This is a genomic window from Streptomyces sp. ActVer, from assembly GCF_027270795.1.
Lineage (GTDB): Bacteria > Actinomycetota > Actinomycetes > Streptomycetales > Streptomycetaceae > Streptomyces > Streptomyces umbrinus_A.
Map to the genome: position 1 here is coordinate 1 of NZ_JAPWHT010000070.1, position 18,886 is coordinate 18,886.

At 72.3% G+C, this 18,886-nt stretch carries 15 protein-coding genes and 1 tRNA gene; 5 read left to right on the forward strand and 11 right to left on the reverse strand.

The window, feature by feature from the left end; genetic code table 11:
• Both O3Q52_RS14415 and O3Q52_RS14420 read right to left on the reverse strand, forming a co-directional pair.
• The coding region (locus O3Q52_RS14415; protein WP_269649179.1) for an amidase family protein at positions 1-827 on the reverse strand (827 nt) is incomplete at its 3' end.
• A gap of 31 nt (positions 828-858) precedes the next feature.
• Complete coding sequence (locus tag O3Q52_RS14420) at positions 859-1,833, reverse strand: D-2-hydroxyacid dehydrogenase (RefSeq protein WP_269649180.1); 975 nt, start codon at positions 1,831-1,833, stop codon at positions 859-861.
• Positions 1,834-2,148: 315 nt separating this feature from the next.
• Here O3Q52_RS14420 and O3Q52_RS14425 point away from each other — a divergent pair, with 315 nt between their 5' ends.
• From O3Q52_RS14425 to O3Q52_RS14435, 3 genes are all read left to right on the forward strand, one after another.
• Positions 2,149-2,955 carry an aspartate/glutamate racemase family protein gene (locus O3Q52_RS14425; RefSeq protein ID WP_055615652.1) on the forward strand — a complete coding sequence of 269 codons (807 nt, stop codon included), beginning with the start codon at positions 2,149-2,151 and terminating at the stop codon, positions 2,953-2,955.
• The gene (locus O3Q52_RS14430; protein WP_269649181.1) at positions 2,952-3,683 is read left to right on the forward strand and encodes a decarboxylase; all 732 of its coding nucleotides are present in this window, start codon (positions 2,952-2,954) and stop codon (positions 3,681-3,683) included. The genes O3Q52_RS14425 and O3Q52_RS14430 overlap by 4 nt, the downstream gene beginning before the upstream one ends.
• 329 nt (positions 3,684-4,012) lie before the next feature.
• Positions 4,013-5,140, forward strand: a complete 1,128-nt coding sequence (locus O3Q52_RS14435) for an LLM class flavin-dependent oxidoreductase (protein WP_269649182.1) — start codon at positions 4,013-4,015, stop codon at positions 5,138-5,140.
• On the opposite strand, the gene O3Q52_RS14440 is transcribed toward O3Q52_RS14435, so the two are convergent.
• A complete protein-coding gene (locus O3Q52_RS14440) occupies positions 5,131-6,831 on the reverse strand; it encodes a bifunctional diguanylate cyclase/phosphodiesterase (RefSeq protein ID WP_269649200.1) in 1,701 nt (566 codons plus the stop codon). The genes O3Q52_RS14435 and O3Q52_RS14440 overlap by 10 nt on opposite strands.
• Positions 6,832-7,854: 1,023 nt before the next feature.
• On the opposite strand from O3Q52_RS14440, the gene O3Q52_RS14445 reads away from it, so the two are divergent.
• Positions 7,855-9,108, forward strand: coding sequence for a M6 family metalloprotease domain-containing protein (locus tag O3Q52_RS14445; protein WP_269649183.1), 1,254 nt, complete (start codon positions 7,855-7,857; stop codon positions 9,106-9,108).
• Between the two features lie 68 nt (positions 9,109-9,176).
• On the opposite strand, the gene O3Q52_RS14450 is transcribed toward O3Q52_RS14445, so the two are convergent.
• The 7 genes from O3Q52_RS14450 to O3Q52_RS14480 all read right to left on the reverse strand — a co-directional run bounded on the left by O3Q52_RS14450 (position 9,177) and on the right by O3Q52_RS14480 (position 16,220).
• Positions 9,177-9,250, reverse strand: a tRNA-Lys gene (locus O3Q52_RS14450).
• The gene (locus O3Q52_RS14455) at positions 9,241-9,972 is read right to left on the reverse strand and encodes a hypothetical protein (protein ID WP_269649184.1); all 732 of its coding nucleotides are present in this window, start codon (positions 9,970-9,972) and stop codon (positions 9,241-9,243) included. Before O3Q52_RS14455 ends, O3Q52_RS14450 begins: the two co-directional genes overlap by 10 nt.
• Positions 9,973-10,273: 301 nt before the next feature.
• Complete coding sequence (locus tag O3Q52_RS14460) at positions 10,274-10,639, reverse strand: hypothetical protein (RefSeq protein WP_269649185.1); 366 nt, start codon at positions 10,637-10,639, stop codon at positions 10,274-10,276.
• A gap of 210 nt (positions 10,640-10,849) precedes the next feature.
• A complete protein-coding gene (locus tag O3Q52_RS14465; RefSeq protein ID WP_269649186.1) occupies positions 10,850-12,184 on the reverse strand; it encodes an AAA domain-containing protein in 1,335 nt (444 codons plus the stop codon).
• Positions 12,181-13,830 (reverse strand): hypothetical protein, encoded by a 1,650-nt coding sequence (locus O3Q52_RS14470; RefSeq protein WP_269649187.1) that lies wholly within the window; start codon positions 13,828-13,830, stop codon positions 12,181-12,183. Before O3Q52_RS14470 ends, O3Q52_RS14465 begins: the two co-directional genes overlap by 4 nt.
• A gap of 271 nt (positions 13,831-14,101) precedes the next feature.
• Positions 14,102-15,292, reverse strand: a complete 1,191-nt coding sequence (locus O3Q52_RS14475) for a hypothetical protein (RefSeq protein ID WP_269649201.1) — start codon at positions 15,290-15,292, stop codon at positions 14,102-14,104.
• Positions 15,225-16,220 carry a phosphatase PAP2 family protein gene (locus O3Q52_RS14480; protein ID WP_269649188.1) on the reverse strand — a complete coding sequence of 332 codons (996 nt, stop codon included), beginning with the start codon at positions 16,218-16,220 and terminating at the stop codon, positions 15,225-15,227. Before O3Q52_RS14480 ends, O3Q52_RS14475 begins: the two co-directional genes overlap by 68 nt.
• 207 nt (positions 16,221-16,427) lie before the next feature.
• On the opposite strand from O3Q52_RS14480, the gene O3Q52_RS14485 reads away from it, so the two are divergent.
• Positions 16,428-17,024 (forward strand): histidine phosphatase family protein, encoded by a 597-nt coding sequence (locus tag O3Q52_RS14485; protein WP_269649189.1) that lies wholly within the window; start codon positions 16,428-16,430, stop codon positions 17,022-17,024.
• 101 nt (positions 17,025-17,125) lie between these two features.
• Here the strand turns inward: O3Q52_RS14485 and O3Q52_RS14490 are convergent, their stop codons facing one another.
• Positions 17,126-18,610 (reverse strand): hypothetical protein, encoded by a 1,485-nt coding sequence (locus tag O3Q52_RS14490; protein WP_269649190.1) that lies wholly within the window; start codon positions 18,608-18,610, stop codon positions 17,126-17,128.
• Positions 18,611-18,886: the final 276 nt, after the last annotated feature.

Below are 18,886 nucleotides of genomic sequence, written 5' to 3' on the forward strand. Positions count from 1 at the left end.
GGCCGCACGGCGACCTGCCCGCCGAGGGACGGCGAGTACGCGACGCGCAGCCCCCGCACGCCGCCGGCCAGTCCGTCCACGAAGGAGCCGTTCACCGGGCCGAGCTGCGACCAGTCGCGTGGGTCGGGGCCGCTGATGACGTCCATCATCAGGGCCGCGTCCGCGGCGTCCCGTGTCATCGGCCCGACGTGCGCCAGCGTGCCGAACGCGCTCGCGGGATACAGCGGCACCCTCCCGTACGTCGCCTTGAGCGCGAAGATCCCGCAGAAGGCGCCGGGGATACGGACGCTGCCGCCCCCGTCCGTACCGAGGGACAGCGGTCCCGCGCCCAGCGCCACGGCAGCCGCGCTGCCGCCGCTGGACCCGCCCGAGGTGCGAGACAGGTCGTACGGGTTCCGTGTCACCCCCGCCTGCGGTGAGTCGGTGACGCCCTTCCAGCCGAACTCGGGTGTCGTCGTCCGGCCGACGAACACGGCCCCGTGCTCGCGCAGCCGGGCCACGGAGGGCGCGTCCTCGTCCCAACGCCCCTGCGGGGAGATCGTTTTGGAGCCCTTGAGGGTCGGCCCGCCGCGCATGAGCAGGATGTCCTTCACCGAGACCGGCACCCCGTCGACCAGCCCGGCCGGCTCACCGCGTTGCCATCGCCCGGCCGACTCCCGGGCCTGCGCGAGGGCCTCGTCCGCCTCGACGCGTACGAACGCGTTCACCGCGGGCTGGACCTCCTCGGCCCTGCGCAGCGCGGCCCGCACCACGTCCACGGGGCTGAATTCGCCCTTGCGGTATCCCTCGACGAGTCGTACAGCGGTCAGCTCGGTGAGCTCGGTCATCCGCCCCTCCAACGTGCTTCAGTGGCGTGTTTCAGTGGCCAGGTACGTATCCACGCTGTTTGTCGACGACGTTCGGCAGCGGCTCTCCCGTCTCCCAGAGCTCGTACAACTCCACGAACTGCGAACCGAGTTCGTCCCGCCAGCCCACCGTGTCCCCGCTCATGTGCGGCGACACGATGAGACCCGGGGCCTCCCACAACGGGCTGTCGGGGCCCAGCGGTTCGTGCTCGAAGACGTCGAGCGCCGCCCCCGCGATCCAGCGGCTCGCGAGAGCCTCGGCCAGCGCTTCCTCGATCACAAGCTGCCCGCGACCGACGTTCACGAAGCGTGCCGACGGCTGCATCAGTCCAAAACGCCGCGCGTCGAACATCCCGTGCGTGTCATCGGTGAGCGGCGCCGCGGACACCACCCAGTCGGCGCGCGCCATCAGCCGGTCGAGGTCCTCCGGGCCGTGCACGCCCTCGCGCGCGGCGCGTCCGACGAGCGCCGTCGTCATACCGAGCGCCCTGAGCGTCCGCTCGATCGCGCGCCCGATCGGCCCGGAACCGACCACGCACGCGCGGTTTCCGGCGATCCGCTGGGACTCGCGGTGCCGCCACTCCCGGGCCCGCTGCAAGTCCCAGGTGCGCGGCAGGTCCTTGGCCATGGCGAGGACGAGCGCGGCCACGTACTCCGCGATGGGCTGGTCGAAGACACCGCGCGCGTTCGTCACCAGCGTGTCGGACGCGGCGAGTTCGGGGCACATCAGGTGGTCCACGCCCGCGCTCGCCGTGTGCACCCAGCGCGGCCGCGGGCCCTCGCCGGGCCAGGCCCGGCGTACGGCGTGCGAGGCGAAGTCCCAGACCAGCAGGACGTCGGCGGTGGGCAGGAGCGCGGCCAGCGACGACTCGTCGGCGTGCTCGACGCGCACCCGGCCGGTGAGCCGGCCGAGCCGGGGCGGCGGGTCGGTGTCGAGCACCAGGAGGGTTGTCTTTTCGGCCAGGTTCGAGGGCGTGGCAGAGGTCATCGGGGGGAAACCATTTCGCAACGAGGGTCCGCTTCTCTGGTGTCTGGACGCTGGACGCCGGGCTCTGAGTGCTTGCGGGACATCGGCCGAACCGTCTGGGACCGGCCGTCTGGCCGGGGGCGCACAGCCGTCTCAGATGCGCGGATTGACCACGCTCGCACCGGAACCTACCTTCGTCAACAAGGGCTGGTTTCCGTGGGAATCCCGGAGTCCCGTTCGTTCCCCTGTCCCGACGTCCCGGCATGCGCCGGCTTGTGTCCCCCCGGCCTCCCGGCCGGTCACCACCGCTCGCTCGACCTGAGTTTGGGGCTGCTCATGGACGTCTCCTTCCTTGGTGGACCACACCCTCAAAGGGGTGTCGGCGTCGTCGCTCCCTTCGATTTCGCTCTCGACCGTGAACTGTGGCGCTGGGTCCCCGACGAGGTCTCACTCCACCTCACCCGTACGCCGTTCGTGCCCGTCGAGGTCAGCCTCGACCTGGCCCGACTGGTCAGCGAGCACGAGACGCTCGGCGACGCGGTGCGCGCGCTGAACGCCGTCGGGCCGGAGATCGTCGCGTACGCCTGTACGTCCGGCAGCTTCGTCGGCGGCATCCCGGGCGAGCGCGCGATGTGCGAGGCCATGACCCGGGCCGGCGAGATCCCCTCCGTGACCACGTCCGGCGCCCTCCTGGAGGCACTGGAGGAGCTGGGCGCACGCCGGATCGCGCTCGTCACGCCGTACACCGTCTCCGTGACCCAGTCCCTGGAGGAGTACCTCGCCGAGGCGGGCATCACGGTCACCGGCCGCGCCTACATGGGCCTGACCAGGCACATCTGGAAGGTCCCGTACCGCAACGTGGTCGACATGGCGCGCGACGCCGTACGTGGCCAGGCGGACGCGCTCTTCATCAGCTGTACGAATCTCCCGACGTACGACGTCATCCCGCAGCTGGAGGCAGAGCTGCGCATTCCGGTGATCTCGGCCAACCAGGTGACGATGTGGGCTGCCCTGCGTCACCTGGGTACCCGGGCAGTAGGGCCGTACCAGGCGCTGATCGACGAGTCGGCGCGACAGCGGCCCGTACCGCCGGCGCTACCGGCAGAACCAGCGCTACCGGAAGAACAGGAAGGTTGGGCATGACGGCTCTCGGATTCCTCTACCCGGGCCACTCGGCCGAGGACGACTACCCGCGCATGGAGCAGCTCCTTGGCAGCGACATCCGCCTCCAGGTCGTCCACACGGACATCGGGGAGGACGCCCACCGCGTGGACGCACTGCTGGAGATGGGCTCGGCGGCACGCCTCGCCGCCGGGATCGAGGACCTGCGGCTGTCCGGGGCCGAGGCGGTGGTCTGGGCCTGCACGAGCGGCAGTTTCGTCTACGGATGGGAGGGTGCCCACGATCAGGTCCGCACCCTGGCCACGACGGCGGGGCTTCCTGCCTCGTCGACGTCCTTCGCGTTCGCCCATGCCGTACGGGAGCTGGGCGTGAAGCGGGTCGCGATCGCGGCGACGTACCCCGACGACGTGGCCGTTCTCTTCGGGAACTTCCTGACGGACGCGGGCCTGGATGTCCTCGGCGTGCGCAGTTCCGGGATCATCACGGCGGCCGAGGTGGGTACGTGGGGTGAGGCGGAAGTCCTGGCCCTGGCCCGCGGGGGCGACCGCCCGGAGGCGGAGGTCGTCCTCCTCCCCGACACGGCCCTCCACACGGCCTCCCACATCCCGACCCTGGAGAAGGAACTCGGCAAGCCGGTCCTCACCGCCAACCAGGTCACGGTCTGGGAGGCTCTACGCCTCACGGACCGCCGCGTGAACGCCCCCGAACTCGGCGCCCTCTTCACCAGGGAGCCGATCGTCCAGGCGTGACGGGGCGGGCGGGGGTGGCTTTTCTCGTCCCCGCCGCCCCTACCCATTCCCGTCACTTACTCAGGGGCTCCGCCCCCGAACCCCCGCTCCTCAAACGCCGGAGGGGCTAAAAGATTGCGCAGTTCCCCGCGCCCCTAGGTTTTTAGGGGCGCGGGGAACTGCGCGACCAGCTCCCACCCACCCGCACCCGACGACGCACCCAACGGGGTCTGGGGCGGGGCCCCAGAAGGACGGGACGGGTAGGGGCGGCGGGGCGAGGGAATAAAGCGGAGTCAACCTCCTGTTAGGGGAGGCGCGGACAACGCGTCGTACCAAACAGGAGGACCCCCGTGGCGGCACCGGACCACACCCCCAGCGAACCCGACGAGATCCGGGCGGAGGCGAAGGGGACCGCACAGGTACCCCTCTCCGTCCTGGACCTGGTCACGGTAGGCGCCGGCCGCACCGCGACGGACGCCCTCCGCACCAGCGTCAAGCTCTCCCGCCTCGCGGAGGACAGGGGATTCCACCGCTACTGGGTGGCCGAACACCACTCCATGCCGGGCGTGGCCTCCACCTCCCCCGCCGTGATCCTCGCCCACCTCGCCGCCCACACGACCCGCATCCGCCTGGGCTCGGGCGGCGTCATGCTCCCGAACCACGCCCCCCTGGTCATCGCGGAGCAGTTCGGCACGCTCGAAGCGATGGCCCCGGGCCGCGTCGACCTGGGCCTCGGCCGCGCCCCGGGCACGGACGGCGCCACCGCGGCCGCCCTCCGCCGCACCGAGCGGCTCAACGAGGGCGCGGACGACTTCCCCCAGCAGCTCGCGGAGCTCACCCGCTTCCTGGACGACGACTTCCCGTCCGGCCACCCCTACGCCCGCATCCACGCGGTCCCGGGCCCGATCCAGGCGACCTCCCCCGGCGGCGTGCAGTCCCCGCACCGCCCGCCGATCTGGCTGCTCGGCTCCTCCGGCTTCAGCGCCCGTCTCGCGGGCACCCTCGGTCTGCCCTTCGCCTTCGCGCACCACTTCTCGGCGCAGAACACGGTCCCGGCGCTCGACCTCTACCGCGAGTCCTTCCGGCCGTCGGCCGTGCTCGACTCGCCCTACGCCCTGATCGGCGTCTCCGCCCTCGCGACGGACGACGAGAAGGAGGCCCGCCGCCAGATCATGGCCGCCGCGCTGAACATGGTCCGCCTGCGCACCGGCCGCCCCGGCCTGGTCCCCACCCCGGAGGAGGCCGAGGCGTACGAGTTCAGCCCGATGGAGCGTGAGTTCGTCGACTCCTGGAACACGAACGTCGTCCACGGCACCGCCGACGAGGTCCGCTCCGGCCTCGACGACCTCCAGAAGCGCACGGGCGCCGACGAGCTGATGCTCACCGCCAACGCCCACAGCAGCGACGTACGCCTGCGCTCCTACGAACTGATCGCGGACGCGTACCAGTTGCCCACGACCGGCGGGACTCAGGCCTGAGAGCAGGCCGCCGCAGTCAACAGCGCGGAGATACGATCCGGCGCCACCGGCCGGGAGTAGAGCCACCCCTGGCCGGTGTCGCAGCCGATGCGTCGTAGACGTGACGCCTGGCCCGCCGTCTCCACGCACTCGGCGGTGACCGTCAGACCGAGCCGGTGCGCGAGCTGGATCATCGCCTCGACGATGACCTCGTCCGCCGGGTTGGACCGGGCGTCCGGACCCGCGCCGTTCTCGCCGGTCTCGTACTGGAAGCCGCGCACGAACGATCCGTCGAGCTTCAGCACCGAGACGGGCAGCCGGCTGAGGTAGGCGAGGTTCGAGTAGCCCGTGCCGAAGTCGTCGATCGCGATGCGTACGCCCATGTCGCTGAGGGCCTGGAGGGCCTGCAGCGGGCGGCCCGCGGAGCCCATCACCGCGGACTCGGTGAGCTCCAGTTGCAGGAGGTGCGGGGCGAGTCCGGTCTCCGCGAGGGTCGCGGCCACGTCCGCCACCAGGTCGGAGTCCCAGACCTGGCGCACGGCCACGTTCACGCTGACGAAGATGGGTTCCGCGTCCGGATGGTCCAGCTGCCAGCGGCGCGCCTGCCGGCAGGCGGTGGCCAGCACCCAGCGGCCCAGCTGCACGATCGAACCGTCTTCTTCGGCAAGTCCGATGAACCGATTCGGCGTCAGTGTGCCGAACTGAGGATGGTTCCATCGCACCAGCGCCTCGACCCCGCGCACCCCGCCGTCCTCCATGCACACGAGCGGCTGGTACTCCAGCGCGAACTCGCCCTTCTCGATGGCCGGGCGGAGCGTGGAGGAGAGGGCCTGGCGGGTCATCCGGTGGGCGTTGCGCTCCGGGTCGAAGAGCGTCCAGCGGGACTTGCCGTCGGCCTTCGCCCAGTACAGCGTCGTGTCGGCGGCCTGCATCAGACCGGTCGCGGTGGTGCCGGCCGCGTGCCGCTCGACGACACCGATCGAGGCCGAGACCGAGAGCCGCTGCCCGGACAGGTCGAACGGCACCTGCAGGGACTTCAGTACGGAGTCGGCGAGGTCCGCGAGCTGCTCCGTACCCGTGGAGTCCTCGACCAGCAGCGCGAACTCGTCGCCGCCGAGCCGGGCGACCAGCGGGGTGGCCGCACGCGCGTACCCGGCCTCGTTCGCGCAGCGCGTCAGCCGCTCGGCGACGGCCGCGAGCAGCCGGTCGCCGACGCGGTGGCCGAGCGTGTCGTTGACCGCCTTGAACCCGTCGAGGTCCAGATAGCAGAGCCCGATCCGGCCGGTGCCGGACTCCTCGTACGCCTCCGCCTCCAGCGCGGCCGACAGCCGCTCGAAGAACAGGGTGCGGTTGGGCAGCCGGGTCACCGGGTCGTGCATCTGCAGGTGGCGCAGCCGGGCCTGGAGTTCGCGGCGGGCGCTGATGTCGGAGACCGAGAGCAGCACCGCGCGCTCCTCCTCGGGCAGCGGACTGACCGTCACCTGGGCCCAGAGGGAGTGGCCGTCGGGGTGTTTGAGGCGTCGGGTGCAGCGCAGCCTGGCCTGCCGGCCGCGGAGCACTTCGCGGTACGCGTGCCACGTACGGGCGTCCGAGGCGAGGTCCACCAGGTCGGCGGCGATCCGGCCGGTGAGCCCTTCCGGGCCCGCGCCGAGGAGTGCGGCCAGGGTGTCGTTGGCCGTGACGACCAGGCCCTCCCGGTCCACGACCGCCATCGCGAGGGGAGCGGCGGCGAAAGTGGCGCGGAATGTACGGGCGCCGGCCTCCGTGTCGGTGCCGGCCCGGGCTCCGGCGCCCGCACTGGGATGGGGGTGGGGATGGGCGTCGGCACGCGGATCGGTGCCTGTGTGGGGGTGGCCGCCGGCCTCGAAGTCGATCCCGGGGCGCGGCGGAGGACCGGCCGGGGAAGCGGCCGAGAGCCGGGCCGGAAGTCCCGCCGACAGACCGGACGGAAATCCGGCGAGGAAGTCGGCCGGCATCCCGGCGGAAAGCTCGGCGGGGAGTCCCGCCGAGAGGTCCAGAGGGGGTGCGACCAGGGATTCGACGCGTGGGACCCGTTCCTCGTGAGGAGGGGTCGCGACGCGACGAGAGGCCGCGATGTGACTCTCTGTGACGGCCGGCCGGACGAGGTCTACCGCGGGCGCCTGCCCATCGGACGTTCCGCTCACCGTTCGCTCCCGCTGTGCACTCGTTCGTCGTACAGGTCTCGTCGGGGGGTCGGCCGGTGGTGGACGGCCGCTCTAGCCGTGTCCGCGCAGGAAAGTGTGCCGATCATAGAGGTTGGCCGTAGGGCCTTCCAGCTACTGTCCAGTGTCCCGGATGAACCCCTCTCTCTGACAGATCGTTTCTGCCCGCAGCTGGACGGGTTCCTTCCCTGGTCGATCACTTGTGACGTTCCGTGAGTGCTCGGGGTGTCGCCGCGTCCTGGCGCCCCCCTGGCGCTCCCCGATGTTCTCGGTCGGATGTCGGCCCTCTCACTCCTTTGGTTCAGAAAAACAGGGCGTAAACGATCAAAACGGCACAGGCTGGGTGCGGTATCCCGAATTCCGCATCCGGAGGTCGACGTGCCGCGTCTGCTCCCCCTCAAGGGGCTCACCCGTGGCGGGGTTCGACCCCGTTGGCGAGGTCTCGGAAGGCCCGGATCGGGTCGGCCCGGTCCTGGTCGGCGTGTACCGGCCTGGTGGGGGCGGACCTGGCGTGAACGGTGGTGGCACGCGCCCGCGGCCGTGTTCACCTCCATGACGGCCCTTGCCGCCACCTCCCTAGTGACGGGCCCCTCGGTCGCCGTCCCGCTCTCCATGCCGTGCGCCCTCAAGCGCACCGAGGCGCACCACTCGGAGGGCCTGGACACCTGGAACGCCGCCTATCCGCGCCCCACCAGACGTCTCGACGCGGTGATGGTCTTCCTCTCCTTCCCGGACGCCGACCCGCTGACCACGCCGGACGAGCTGACGGCCGACTACTTCCCCGCCACCAGCCGCTTCTTCGAACGGGCCTCGTACGGCAGGTTCCAGCTCCGCCCACACCCGCTCAGGGAGTGGATCCGGATGCCGCGGGCCTCCACCTCGTACGCCATACAGCGCGACTGGAGCGCGGCGGCGCGCTCGGCGTATCTGCGCGACGCCCTCGCCGCGGCGGACGACCGGGTCGACTTCTCCCGCTACGACATCGTCTACTTCGTCGCCGACCCGGACGCGCCCGGCGTGGACTCGGACGCGACGAAGGTGGTGAACATGGACACGCCGCTGCGGGCCGACGGGAAGGACATCCGCCGGGCCGTCACGGTCTTCGAGAAGCATCCGCCCGACCGGCTGGTCCTGGCCCACGAGACCGGACACGTCTTCGACCTGCCCGACCTCTACCACCGCCCCTCCGACGGCAAGGGCGACTGGGACACGTACGTCGGCGACTGGGACCTCATGGGCAGCCAGTTCGGCCTGGCGCCCGACCTGTTCGGCTGGCACAAGTGGAAACTCGGGTGGCTGGAAACACGCCAGGTGGCGTGTGTTCGGGACGCGGGCGGACGGGGTGCGCGGCTGACGCTGGAGCCTCTGGGGGCGGGGCCCGGGGTGGCCGCGGCGGGTTCGGGGGTCTTCGAGAGGGTGGGTGTTCCCGGTGTCGGGCCGGAGTCGGAGGGCATGGGATTCGGGTCCGGGAACGGGACGAAACTGGCGGTGGTGCGGACCGGGCGGGACACCGCGGTCGCCTTCGAGGCGCGCGGGCCGGTCGGCAACGACGCGGCGGTCTGCTCACAGGGAGTACTCGTCTACCGCATCCGCGGCGGGACCCAGTCCGGCGGCGGCCCGGTCGAGGTCGTCGACGCGCACCCCTCGTCTGCGACCTGCTGGGAGGACTCGGTCTATCCGCCGCTCGCCGACGCGCCGGTCGGGCTCGGGGAGAGCTTCACCGTGCCGGGCGAGAACGTACGCGTCGAGGTGGAGGACCGGACGGCTTCGGGGGCGTGGACGGTGACGATCTCGACCGGGAGTTGAGCGTCTCGTCGGGTGTACGGAAGCACGTGAAAGGCCCCTCGCTCTCGCGAGGGGCCTTTCACCGTCTGTGCGCCGCCAGGGACTCGAACCCCGGACCCGCTGATTAAGAGTCAGCTGCTCTAACCAACTGAGCTAGCGGCGCTTGCTGACGTCGTAGACCTTAGCATCCTGATCGGCGGGAGGAAAAATCGATATCGGGGCCTCGGGGGAGGGCTCGGGGACGCGTCGGCGGGCCGCTGACCGGGCAGCTCGTATCGCCGCCCAGAGCAGGATCGCCGGGGTCGGCAGCCAGGGATGACGGGTGTCGGGAGCGACCAGCCAGCGGGATTCGGCAGGGGGGCGGGAGCCTGTGCGGGGAGCGGCCGGGACGGTCGGGGTGGGGGGCGGGACCGTCACCGCGTCACCGGTGCCGTGGCAGAGGAGCGGGGGGACGGTCCGGGTCCGCCCGGATGCGCCGCCCGAGCCCCACTCCTCCCACTCCAGGAGTGCGGGCAGACGCTGTGCGGTGCCGGGCGCGGCGAACAGGAGCATCCGGCCCCGGTAGGTGGCCACGGGGCCCGATCCCGGCCCCTCGTCCCACAGTCGGTCCAGCATGCGGCGGCCGAAGATCGCGGGCGCGTTGACGACGTCGAAGACGAAGCCGCAGGACAGGACGACCGGGGCGGCGGGCCGGTCCTCCCAGAAGGCGAGCGTGCTGCGCGGGTACGTGCCTGTCGAGGCGAGCCAGGCGGCGCCCTCGGAGGTGACCCCCGAGACGTCGAACCGGTCGGGGCGCGTTTCGACGGCGCCGGGGCCTGTGTCGAGGCCGGGGCCCGAGCCGGGGCTGTCGGGGACGATGCTTACCGGGTTCCGATCGCTGCTCATGTCATCTAGAGCTACCGGGGGTGAGCGGCCCGTCCATGAGGGTTGCGGGAATGGGGGACAGCGGGGCGCGGGGTGAGGTATCTTGCCCGCCTGGCATATGCCAGGGGTTGTTTTCGGCTGGGCGTGGCTTGGATGCGCGGCTGCCGCGCGGTTCACGCACGGCTGTCCGGGGGCCGGTTGCCCGTACGGCTTGAGCGGTGGGCTCGGCGGCCGGGTTCGTGGGCCCGGCCGGGTGTCCCGCCTGCCTACGGTGTCCGCGCGCCGCCTGACCGCTCGCGGCCGGTGCGGTCGACGCCGACGCTCAGACCGGGTCGGCGTACCCCTCGGCGTCCGCGCCGCGCAGCAGTTCGCGGCCGAACTCGACCATCTTCTTCGCGTAGTCCTCGGTCCACTCGGCCCGTTCGGCGATCGCCGCGGGCGTCAGCCGGTCGAACCGGCGGGGATCGGCGAGCTGTGCGGCGGCCATCGCCTGGAACTCGACCGCCCGGTCGGTGGCCGCGCGGAACGCGAGGGTCAGCTCGGTGGCGCGGTCCAGCAGCGCCCGGGGATCCTCGATCGATTCCAGGTCGAAAAAGTGCTCGGGATCGGCAGCAGCCTCCGCGGGCTCGAAGAGCAGCGGCGCGGGGCGAAGCCGCGGCTCGTTCCGACGCGGCGTGGGCTCCGCCATGACTTCTCCTCCTCGTACGGTGGTCGGCCCGTCCTTGTTGGTGGGCCACCGTCCATTGTCCCTTGACTGCGCAAGAGTGCCTCGGGGCGCGGCTGACCGGCCCTGATGCACGCTCTCTCCTACCCTTCGCGCTCCCTCACGACTCCCCGTCCGGCGAGTGGGGCGGTGTTGAGGCGGGTGACTGTTGTCCAGGTGTTCGGGGCGGGCCGATCACGGTTGCCAGGCCACTCGGTGCTCCGACAGATGAGAGAGCACCGCGTGGTTCGCCTCCCAGCCGTCCGGGAACTTCACCGTGACGCCGAGCTGGACCGGTTCCGTGGACGGGTGGTCGTCGAGGAGGTCGGTGACGCCCGCGCGGCAGACGACGATGCAGGCGTGGCGGTGGCGGGAGGCCAGGACGCACAGGCGGCCCGTTTCGAGGTGGAAGGCCGTCGCGTCGGGGCGGCCCGACAGGGGGTGCAGGACGACCGTCACGTCGTACTCGCGGCCCTGGAGGCGGTTCGCGGTGTCCACGGTCACGTCCGTGACGCCCAGCTCCGCCAGGGCCGTACGGACGGCCGCCGCCTGGTCGCGGTGTGCGGTGCCGACGGCGATGCGGTCGGCCGTCAGCGGGGCCGGGCCGGGGGCGCGCTCCGAGGTCGCCGCGCCGCCCCGGTCCAGGAGGCGGCGTACGACCTGGGCGAGCGCCTGGATCGCCTCCGGGTCCGTGCGCGGGGTGTTCCGGGCGGGCAGTTCCAGCAGGCCCCAGCCCGATTCCGCCGCCTCGTCGATGACCCGGTCGGGGCCCGAACCGTCCGACGGGACGGCGAAGGCGAGGTGGCGGTCGCCGTGCCCCGTGCCGCTGCGGAACGGCGTGAAGGGGTAGAACGCGTGCGAGACCAGCGGCGCCGCCGACGCCGGGAGCCGCCAGGAGACGGGGAGGCGGTGCTGCGGCAGCTCCGGGTTGTGGGCGAGGAGCGTCGTGACGGCGGAGGCCGAGGGGTCGTACGACAGGCCCGCCCACTGCTCGCTGCCGACGATCGCGAACGGGTCCAGCTGGCCCGGGTCGCCCACGAAGAGCGCCCGCTCGAACAGCCCGGCCACGGCCAGCAGCGCGTCCGACCGCATCTGGTACGCCTCGTCGACGATCGCGTGCCGCCACGGCTCGACGCCCTTGACGTGCGCCCACTTCGCGGCCGTCGAGATGACGACGTCGAGCCCGGCCAGGTCCCCGGCCTTCGCCGACTTGCGGACGTGTCGCAGGTCGTCGAGCGCCTTGTCGTACGGGTCCGCGTCGCTGCTGTGCAGTCGGCCGACGGGCAGCTCGGGGTTCTTCTCGGCGAGCCGCAGCACCAGGTCGTCGACCTGCGCGTTCGTCTGCGCGATGACCATCAACGGGCGTCCCGCCTCGGCCAGTTCGAGTGCGGCCCGCACGACGAGCGTGGACTTGCCGGCGCCGGGCGGGGAGTCGACCACGACACCGCGGGACGTCCCGTGGAGGGTGTCGCGCAGGATCGCGTCGGTGGCGTGGGCGGCCTCGGCGCCCGGATCGAACACGGTGGTCACAGGACGTCCTCTTCGGTCACGGCGTCGGGCTGCACCTCGAGTTGCGGGGCGGCGGCATCGGTCTCACCTGGCGGCCCGCCGTGCGTCCACGGCGTCTCCTCCGGGTCCGGCAGCTTCGCACCGCCCCGCTGCTCGTGCTCGAACAGCGTGAAGCAGACGAGGTCGCCCTTCTCCGGTACGGATCCGGTCTCGGGCTCCTTGCCGCGGCCCATCTTGTCGACCACGCGCAGCACGACCAGGGAGCCGAGGGCATGGCCCTGGGCATCGGGGGTGCCCTCGCCCTCGGACCGGACGTACTCGACGAACTCCGCCGCCTGCGGCTTTCCGCCGAGCGAGCGGTAGACCTTGGCGCGCTCGCCGAAGTGCGGCCGGTCGTCCGTGCGGACGGTCACGAGGGGGCGCGGGCTGGGCCGCCTGCCCTCGCTGTACGCCATCACGACATCCGTGACCTCGCCCGCGAAGGCCTCGCCCGCGAGCCGCCGGCCGGCCATGACGAGCGGGTCGTCGAGGGCCTCCTGGGCCTCCAGACGGGCCTGTTCGCGCTCGCGCGTGGCGAGTTTGTTCGCCGCCGTGACCGCGTCGTCGCGGCGCGGCTGCGGGGGCTCGCCGGCCAGGACCCGGTCCCGGTGACCCGTGAACGACCAGCGGTCCCGGGTCCACCGGTCGGCCGTGTGGGCGCCCTCGGGCAGCGTGCGCAGCAGGTCGAGGCCGCGCCACACCGCGTCCCAGGTGGGCCGGGTGCGGCTCTCCACGAGGTCGCGGATCTGCCGCTCGGCGGCCGTGAGTTCACCGAGCCGGTCGTCCGCCTCGATGCCGTCCTCGGCCGCCGCGAGTGCCGTACGCGCGCGGTCGTAGCGCTCGATGGCCGGGGCGAGCAGTTTGTTGTCGAACGCCGGGTCGGTGGCGGGCCCGGCCGGCGGGCAGAGGAGCTGTCCCCTGCCGTCCCGCCGCAGCTCGGCCCGCAGCGCGGCCTCGGCGCCGGACTCGCCCTGCGGCGGGTCGATCCAGGCGAGCAGCGCCCCGAGGTGCTGGTCCTCCAGGCTCGACTGTCCGGTCGCCCAGTGCCGGGACAGGACGTCGGTGAGTGCGAGGAGGAGCGAGGAGCCGGGTACGCGGGAACGCTCGCCGTAGTGCGTCAGCCACCGGCCGAGCAGCGGTACGCGCGGGGGTGCCGGGTGCGGTGTCTCCGGGTCCTGCTCGGCGGTCCGGCGGAAGCGCATGGAGCGGCCGAGCAGCCGTACGAAGTCGATGCCCGAGCGGCTCGGGACGATCAACTGCGGGGCGTCCGAGCACAGTTCGACCTCCACCTTGACCCGCTTGCCCGTCTCCGGGTCGGTCTCGTTGCGCTCCGCCGCCTCGACGTCCGCTGCGTACGCGTCGATGTACGGCAGGACGATGTCCGCCAGCTCGGCGAGGAACGCGAAGCGGAGGTCGCGGTCGCGGGGCTGGGGGACGACGAGAAGGCGGGGGGTTTCGCGGTCCGTGCCGACCAGTGCCCCCAGCGGGGCCCCGGCTTCTCCTGCGGTGGTGAGCGGGACGAAGACGAGGGGGTGCGGGGAGAGGTGGCGGTGGCGGGTGGTGGCCAGGGGCTGGGCTCGGCCGGTGTCCACGGCTTCCAGGCGGGCGAGGGTGGTGATCAGGGACATGGGGCTGCCTCCTGGGAGGGGCTCGCCGAGTGGTGCGGGTTGGTGTGTGGGGGTTGTGTTCTGGCTGCGGGGCGGTGGGGGCCTGTCGCGCGGTTCCCCGCGCCCCTCAGAAGTCGGGGTCGTGTTGTACGTGCGGGTGTGTGGGGGGTGCTCGCGCAGTTCCCCGCGCCCCTTGCGGGGCGCTCCGCGCGGTGTCGAGTCCTTGCTGCGGGTGTGTGGGGGCTGGGTGCGCAGTTCCCCGCGCCCCCTGCGGGGGCGGGGGCGAAGGGACTCAGCACGTCGTGTGTCCCGGTGCCTCGGCCAGTTGCTGCTCTCCGCCGATCAGGGATCCCGTCCGGTCGCCCAGTGCCTCGGCTCGGAGTTGGGCCGCTCTGCGCAGGGCTGCGACTGCCGGGTCGGTCGGGTCGCCGGTTTCGCCGCGGGCTGCCGACAGGACGTCGGTGATCGTCGTCAGGCCGCCCAGCTCGGCGCGGAGGGAGCGGCCGAGGGAGGTCACCGCGCCCTCCGCTCGGGAGTGGTCGCGGCAGTGGAAGGCGAGTTCGCAGGCGGAGAGGCACTCGGGGGCGTAGGTCGCCGGGACCGATTCCACCGCGGTCGTCAGGTCGGCGGTGGGGAGGTCGGGGGAGAAGCAGGTGCCCTCGGGGAGCAGGTCGGCGATGTCCTCGATGCGGGTGAGGCGGTCCAGCTGGCGGCGGGTGACCGAGCGCTGCTTGCGGACGTCGACGGCGGACGCTGTGGGGAGGTTGGAGAAGTCCTTCGGGCAGACCAGCAGCACCGTGTGCCGGACCTCGGGTGTGGCAGCAAGCCGGGCCGCGACCCGCTCCAGGGCCAGGACGTACACCGCGGCCTGACGGGCGGCCGCGCCCACCTTCGCCGCGTCCGCCGAACCGTCCAGCATCGGGAAGGACTTGATCTCGACGACGGTCCAGCTCCCGTCGGGATGCACGACCACCGCGTCCGGCTCCAGGAAGGCGGGGGAGCCCGCGACGTCCAGGGCGAGCAGGGGGTGGTCGAGCAGGGTCCAGACCCCTGCCTCGGTGGCCTCGCGCAGCGCCAGGGCCGTACGCGCCGTGCGTCCCTCGGGGCCCACGGCGGACAGGTCGGGAACGGCGCCGGCGGTGGGCGGCACGGCCCCCGCGTCCAGCTTCTCGTGCACGAGCCGCAGCAGCTCCGCGCCGCCGTCGGCCTTGACGCGCGCCTCGAAGGCGTTGCCCCGCATGAACGCGAACTGCGACTGGCCGAAGGCCGACGGCGAGCCGAGCGCGCTCGCAAGTGCCGCCTTGTTCACCCCCGCCCCGTCGAGGATCGCGCGCCGCTTGCACCCCGGGTTCGCGGCGAGTGCCGCGAGGGCGCGCGCGTCGAGCGGCTGCGGCGGGACCGCGGGGCCGCGCAGCTCAGCGAGCCGCTGCCGGAGCCCCGTCCTCCGCGCCGGGGGGACTCGCTCCCGGTTCGGCTCCCGCAGGGGCTCCCGGCTCGGCGGTACCCGGGACGGCTGGGACCTTGCGCTGTCGGGGAATTCGCTCACCCGCCGAAGTCTGGCACCCCGCACTGACAATTGAGGAACCTGCGCCGTGCGAGGCGCCTGTGGAGCCCCCGGAGGCCGGTGCGAAGGGCCGGATCCCGAGCCGCGCCCGGAGCGTGTCCGCGAGCCGCAGCACCGGCCGGGTCAGCAGGAAGCCGATCCCCATCACGACGAAGCCCGCGACCGCGTCGAGGAAGTAGTGGTTGGCGGTGCCCATCACCACGATCGTGGTGATCAACGGGTACAGGACCGCCGCGACCTTGGTGAGCCGCGTGCCGCCGTACATCCAGAGCATCACGCCGCACCACAGCGCCCAGCCGCAGTGCAGGCTCGGCATCGCGGCGTACTGGTTCGTCATCCCGCCGAGCCCGCGCGGTGCGCTCGCCTCGCCGCCCCACCAGCCGTAGTCGCTGTACTGGGCCATGGTGTCGACGAACCCGTAGCTCGCGGACAGCAGCCGCGGCGGGGAGGTCGGCAGCAGCGTGAAACCGATCAGACCGATGAACGTGGACGTCATCAGCCAGGTCCTGGCCGCCCTGTAGCGCACGGCACGGGACCGGAAGAGCCAGACCAGGACGGCCGGCGTGACCATGTAGTGCAGCGACGCGTACCAGAAGTCGGCCGGTATGCCGATCCAGGGCTCGCGTGTGAAGAGACGGTTCAGCGGGTGCTCGGCGTTGAGGAAGAGGACCTTCTCGACGCGCAGGATCGCCAGACCGTGGTCGACGGCGGTGGTCACGTCCCCGCGCGCGAGGAGCCGGCCCGCCGAGTACGCCCCGTACACCAGCAGGATCAGTGGCAGCTCGGTCCACCAGCGGAGGCGGGAACGTGGTGCCGCCTCGGTGCTCGGTGCATCGGTCCGCAACATCCGATCCCTCCCCCTTCTACTTCCCCGGCCGCAATGACCTGGCCCAATTTACGTTCTGCGCGCGTCCCCCGTGGCCGCGCCCCCTGGTGGTCATAGACGCAGAGATCGCCCAGCGGGTTGCTCAGTCTGTGAGTGAGCGATGATGGAGTGATCCACCCCTCGTTCGCCTGCGGTTCACCGCTCGATCTTCCCCGAAAGGCCCCTTCCATGGCACCGCGTTTCCTTCTGGCCCGGCACGGACAGACGGAATGGTCACTGTCCGGCAAGCACACCGGCCGGACCGACATCCCCCTCCTGGAGGAGGGTAGGCGCGGCGCCAAACTGCTCGGAGAGCGCCTGCACAGGGCGCCGCTGGACGGCCTGCCCGGGGTGGAGGTCCGTACGAGTCCGCTGGCACGCGCGCGTGAGACCTGCGAACTCGCCGGGTTCGGCGACCGGGCGACCCCCTGGGACACCCTCATGGAGTGGGACTACGGCGCGTACGAGGGCATGACCCCCGACGAGATCCGGGCCGGCCGCCCCGACTGGCTGATCTGGCGGGACGGGGTGCCCCGGGGCGAGACCCTCGCCGAGGTCTCCGCGCGCGCGGACGAGATCGTCGAGTGGGCCCGCTCCGCCGACCGTGACGTACTGGTCTTCGCCCACGGACACATCCTGCGCTCCATCGGCGCCCGCTGGCTCGGCCTGGACATCGGGTTCGCGGCCCGTATCCGCCTCAACCCGACGTCCCTCTCGGTCCTGGGCTGGGCCTACGGAGAGCCCGCGATCGAAACCTGGAACGACTGCGCCCACCTGGCGGCGTAGTCCGGCTGCGGCACCCGGGCCCTTGAGGGGCGCGGGGAACTGCGCGATCAACCCCCACCGGCCTGCAGCCATGTCACAAGGCCCCCGCGGAGCGCACCCGCTCAGGCCGGTCGCGGCAGCGCCCCGTGCCGTTCCAGGAAGTCCGACACCCCCGACGCGCGGCGGTGCGGCAGCAGTACCCGGGCCGTCCCCGCCAGCATCGTCTGCACGCGGGACGACTGGACCTCGTCCAGCAGGTCCAGGACGCGCAGTCCGGCCGCGGCCGCCTCGTCGGGGTGCCCGGCGCGGGCCAGGTCGTCGGCCAGCTCGGCCGTGTAGAGCGCGAGGTTGCGGGTGAAGTGCGGGTCCTGGAGCCGGGTCGCGCGCCGCGCCTGATGGGCCGCCCGCGACCAGTCGCCCAGCGTCGACCAGCACTGGGCCTCCAGACCGGCCAACTCGGCGTCTCCGTAGAAGCTCATCCACTCCGGATCGGCGTCACAGGGGCCGCGCCCGTACAGCGCCTGCGCTCTGGTCAGCGCCTGTTCGCAGCCTCTGCGGTCGGCGAGCCCCGCCCAGCCGCCCGCCTCGCGCAGCGACAGGAGCGACAGCAGCCGCGCCGAGCCCAGCGGACGCGCCGCGAACTGGGCCGCCTGGGCAGCCCGCACCGCCTCGCGCGGGCGCCCCGCGTCCCGCGCGAGGAAGGACGTGTTGCAGAAGGCGTGCGCCTCCAGGGCCGGGTCCCCGGCCACCCGGGCGGTCGCGAGCGCCTCCGCGTAGTGCGAACGCGCGTCCTCGAAACGCCCCGAGTCGTGTGCCAGCCAGCCCACGGAGATGGCCAGTTCACCGGCCCCCGTGTGCAGCCGCTCGGCGGTCGTCTGCCGCGCGGCGCCCGCGTCCAGCAGGGCGTACGCGGCCCGCAGCGGAGTCGACGCCCTGCGGTACAGCCCGTCGGCGCCGTGCCGGTCGTCCAGCAGCCGGATCTTGCGTACGGCCTCTTCCAGTGCTCCCGCCTCGGCCTCGCCGGCCCGGCGCACGGAACGGTCCGCGGCTGCGGCAGCGCCGCTGAAGGCGAGCCCTATGGGGCTCAGTGAGGCGGCCGCCACGGTGGCGGTACCGCCGCTCATGAATGCGCGACGTTGCACGTCGCTCTCCTCGTGGTTCTGGTCGTCGATCGCGTGCGGGTCATACCGGTCGTTCGGTTCGTGCGTGCCGTACGTGGTGTCATACGGCTCGTACGCCCCGTCCGTCTCATGCGGGGCGTACATCGGGCTCGTGGTGCGCGGGTCGGGCGCCTCCTCGAAGGTGCGCGCCCCCCGGCCGCGTACCGCCGAACGGGGCACGAAACCCAGGTCCGTCAGCGTCCGGCCGGGGAACATGTGCAGGAACACCCGCTCGTACGCGTAGTTGGGACACCGGATCTCTCCCGCTTCGACCCGCCCGATGTAGCGCGCGTCGCAGCTGACCTGCTCGTCGATCTCCCGGGCGGCCCGTCGCACCGCCGCGGCGAACTCGCCAGGCGAGCGCTGACCGCGCAGCCGCCGGAAGGCGAGATTCGGCCGCGCCGGCCGAGGTGACTGGGACGACGAGGTCATCGGTGACGACGCCATGGCCGGGCCCTCTCTCACGAACCGTCGAACCATGCCGGATTCAGGGCGAGTTGATCATGTTGTCGACCGAGCCGCACCTGTGTTTCCGGCGGGCACGAACGTACCCGCTGTGATGAGACCACCACGCGGAGTTTGGCTACAAAACGGATATCTCATCCCTGATCTGCCATGAACTGCCATCCTTTGCGGCCGAGTTTCGCCGTAGCCGTTGACGCCGGGTGGCGTTGAACCATGCGGTGTGCCCGATCGAGGAGGGGTTCCGTGGTGGAGGCCAGG